Source organism: Waddliaceae bacterium, from assembly GCA_018694295.1.
In the GTDB taxonomy this organism is placed as follows: Bacteria; Chlamydiota; Chlamydiia; order Chlamydiales; family JABHNK01; genus JABHNK01.
In genome coordinates this window covers 1-3,851 of sequence record JABHNK010000041.1, presented here as the reverse complement: position 1 = coordinate 3,851, position 3,851 = coordinate 1, and the positions used below count along the sequence as shown (strand labels likewise).

General features: G+C 46.4%; 4 protein-coding genes. 3 read left to right on the top strand and 1 reads right to left on the bottom strand.

The features are described 5' to 3' along the window. Nucleotides 1-282: 282 nt before the first annotated feature. The 3 genes from HN980_04535 to HN980_04525 all read left to right on the top strand — a co-directional run bounded on the left by HN980_04535 (nt 283) and on the right by HN980_04525 (nt 3,269). Nucleotides 283-966 carry an ABC transporter ATP-binding protein gene (locus HN980_04535; GenBank protein MBT6928743.1) on the top strand — a complete coding sequence of 228 codons (684 nt, stop codon included), beginning with the start codon at nt 283-285 and terminating at the stop codon, nt 964-966. Further along, entirely contained in the window at nt 963-2,120 is a 1,158-nt protein-coding gene (locus tag HN980_04530; protein ID MBT6928742.1) for a hypothetical protein, read from the top strand. Before HN980_04535 ends, HN980_04530 begins: the two co-directional genes overlap by 4 nt. Before the next feature lie 90 nt (nt 2,121-2,210). Further along, nucleotides 2,211-3,269 carry a hypothetical protein gene (locus HN980_04525; protein ID MBT6928741.1) on the top strand — a complete coding sequence of 353 codons (1,059 nt, stop codon included), beginning with the start codon at nt 2,211-2,213 and terminating at the stop codon, nt 3,267-3,269. A gap of 50 nt (nt 3,270-3,319) precedes the next feature. On the opposite strand, the gene HN980_04520 is transcribed toward HN980_04525, so the two are convergent. Continuing rightward, nucleotides 3,320-3,851: penicillin acylase family protein (locus HN980_04520; protein MBT6928740.1), on the bottom strand; the 532-nt coding region annotated here is incomplete at its 5' end.

Here is a 3,851-nt window from a genome sequence, read left to right as displayed (position 1 = left end):
TAGGACATTCTACCACAGAGAACACAGAGGACACGGAGAAAGAAAACAATCTGGCTGGGGGATTTTCCCCCAGACCCCCAAGCTCCCAAAAGACAAAAAATCCTCGGGGTTCTAGGGGTGAAGCCCCTAGCCCAGCCGCTTTTCTCTCTGTGCCCTCTGTGTTCTCTGTGGTAGAAAATCCTATTCTGAAATTCTTCTATCCGTTATTTATGATCTCTATGGTAGAATCAATTGTTACCCCAAAATGGCATGTTTTGAACCGTGCCGAAAATAGGAAAGTAAATTATGTTAATAGAAATCCAAGACCTAGAAAAAGTATACCACGACCACGGCATCCCCGTCCATGCCCTCCATACGATAACGATGGACATCGAAGAGGGAGAATTCTCTGCGATAGTAGGACCTTCGGGATCGGGGAAAACAACATTGCTCAACATGATAGGAGGACTAGACGTCCCCTCGCGAGGAAACATCACCCTAGCAGGAACGCCGATAGCATCGATGTCACAGCGCGACCTTGCAAACTTCAGACGCGACAACATCGGCTTCATCTTCCAGAACTTCAACCTCATCCCCGTCCTTACCGTTGCTGAGAACATAGAATACGTCATGGTACTGCAGGACGTCCCTGCAAAAGAACGCCGCGAACGTGTTGCTTCGATACTCTACGACGTCGGCCTCGAAGGCATGGAAGACCGCCTTCCCAACAACCTATCTGGAGGACAACAGCAGCGCGTCGCCATAGCACGCGCCATGGTGGCAAAGCCACGGATTATCCTCGCCGACGAGCCTACAGCGAATATCGACTCGCATACCGGCGTAGAACTCGTAGATCTTATGCACCATCTCAACGAAGAACACGGCATGACGTTTATCTTCTCAACACACGACAGGATGATACGCGATCGCGCAAAGCGTGTAATAAAACTTCGCGACGGTAAAATTGTCGAAGAGGAAAAACGATGAAAAAGCTACTCCTAGCAATAGCACTAGCAGCTTCGTTGCCACTACAAAGCGCAGACGTCAGCGGCAGCGCAAAAGCCTTTGTCACACACAAAGACGCCAACGCCATAGGACGTAGCGACACAAACCTCGACACCGCAATACGCCTCGACGTCAAAGGAAACCCCGCAGAAGGCCTCGCTGGAGAGGCTTCCTACGAGATAAAGCCCCTCTTCAGAAGAAATACCACAGCAACGGCATCGCCGATATCGTCAGCATCACAGCGTCAGTACCGCATCTTCGACTTCGACAGCGACATCGTGACGTCCGATAAAGATGTCTTCATAAAACAGAACCTCGACAGGCTTAGCATCACATCGTCGTCATCGGCATCAGACGTCACGATAGGGCGACAGCCGATATCCTTTGGCGTAGCGCGTAGCATCAACCCCACCGACATAATAACTCCATACGCCTTCGACACCCTCGACCAGGAACATCGCATCGGCGTCGATGCTATAAGGGTTATAGTATCCCGCGGCGACCTTTCAGAGGTTGATATGGGGATAATAGCAGGAAACAACCTCTCGATGAAAGAAAATGCCTTCTTCGTAAAACATCGGTGGAATACCTCTGGCAACGACTACACAACGACGGCAATACTCTTCAAAAAAAATGTACTGGTAGGCTTCAACATCCAAAGCTCTCTCGGCGACGCAGGGACGTGGCTCGAAGCAGCATATACCGTAGCACGAAATCGTAAGCCAGGAATACTCCGTAGCGACTACTTCAGAACCTCCCTCGGCATCGATTACTCCTTCAGCGAAGATCTATACCTATACACAGAATATCACTACAACAGCGCCGGCACCAACGACGCCAAAGAATACCTCACAAACATATACCGTACAGCATACGACCATGGGTCAGTATACCTCCTAGGGAAACACTACATCATCCCAGGAATAACATATACCATAACGCCACTGCTAACACTTAACGCAAGCTTTTTCACCAACGTCGTCGATCCGTCGGCGTACCTCACAATGACAACGGAATACAACATAGCGACAAACACCTATTTCGATACTGGGATATCAGCAGCAATAGGACATCCCACCTCGGAGTTTTCATACTATTCCGATATCTTCTACATAGCATTACGACAATACTTTTAATAGCCCATAATGTATAATATAATTATTTCTTTACTTTTTAGTGTAAGTATGTTATAATGAGTATTTTAAACAACAATATATTGTAAGATTATGCCAAGAATACCAAGGCCTACGACACCAACAAATTCGTCAGGACATTTTTTAAGTGTTGATCCTGAGCTAGCCAAAATTGCCGATGACAGCAAAAAAGAGCCCGCTTCTCCGGAAACCATAGAAGAGACGGCTTCAAAAGCTTTAGGCGATATAGCAAGATCTTTTTCTCCTATTGCTTTCCTAACGACCGGCAGCACTGCCCGTGGAGAAGATCTCAAAGGAAGAACTTCTGCATTGCGCAGTGCCAGCCCCTCACAGCCCTCTCCTTTCGAAGTGATCGTGGTAACGTCAGATAAAGCAGACGAACGACTATGTCAACAAGTCCAAAAAATCGTTAAAGAAGACCCGCGTTTTGATTCTGTTGTAGAGTTTACGAACCTTTCAGAGCGCCGCGTCACTTGGTATAAACCCGCCGGAACAAATGCTCGTGTAATACCCACCAGAGCTATGGATGCAACTTTTATATCGGGTGATAAAGCTCTTGCAGAAAAATATAAAGGCTCTATTATTCCCGAGCTTCTTGAGATGAACGGTAAGCAATTCAAAACGTTTTACAAATCTTTTATAAAAGGCCCTATAAACCTTCTTAAAAAACACCTTGCCACAGATGAATCCAGGTCATGCGAACACCTCAACATAGAAGAAGGGCTCATATTTTACGATCGCTCAAAAGGACTACATGAAAAAAACTCTACAAAACAAGTCTTCCTGCGAGTGGTACAGTATGTGTTGGTCCATGAGGTCTGCAAAAAAATCAGAGAAAAAAAATACGACGCTAGTTTTTTAAAAAGCTTCCCAAACTCTATTGCAGAACGCCTAGAATGGCTTTATTCCAAAGGGTGCCTGAACATGACACGAGAAGAAACTAACGACATTATCGCCGCTTATCGACAGGCTTTAACATGGTATCACCAAACACAAGAAGAATACGTTAAAGAACCGATAACTCTTCAAGTAGATGTAGCTTCCCTTAAAAGCGTCGCCATGACAATTAAAGACTTTTCCGATAGAAAAGACGCTCTTCTCCGTGACGTTGCTGTCCCCCCCAATGCTTAATGATGCTCAATACTAAATAAGTTTGGGGCTCGGAGACAAAAGTTGCTTTTTCACTGTTCACTGGTCAATGTGAGGGTATGTTCTGTTTCTCCTGGGAGCAGTGGGGTGGGGTTTCCGAGGACCCAATCTTCGTGGCCTTTTCTGTAGTATGGTGACAATGGGTTTCCGCTTTGTCCGCACGGTTGGTGGAATATCGCTGTCTTTTCGCTCCCTATTACTACTGCCATACGTTGTGATGCGCCTTGTGTCGAGCTTGCGACTTTTGGCGTTTCGGCATCGCCGGAGACAGAGTCATCTGGGAAATCAAGGAAATATCCTAAAAAAGGAACAGCATTGCTTAGTGGGTGCTTGATTTTGAGCTTGTTGACCTTCCCCCATTTTTTCTTCTTCCAATTAACTCTCCCTTTTTTATCACGGCATTGGTCTATGACGTCGTCGACATATGCCATAAGCTCTTCATCCCAGCTGCCATATTCTGCGCCGTGCAGGTATTCTGGCTTGTTATCTATTATCATCCATAGAGGTTCTTCGTAGTCGAGTCTATAGCTGTTAAAATCTTCCCATGCAGCGATACACGGAGCG

Excerpts from the sequence above, each read along its gene's own strand:
- HN980_04530 (MBT6928742.1), top strand. The coding sequence starts at position 963 with ATGAAAAAGCTACTCCTAGCAATAGCACTAGCAGCTTCGTTGCCACTA.
- HN980_04525 (MBT6928741.1), top strand. The coding sequence starts at position 2,211 with ATGCCAAGAATACCAAGGCCTACGACACCAACAAATTCGTCAGGACAT.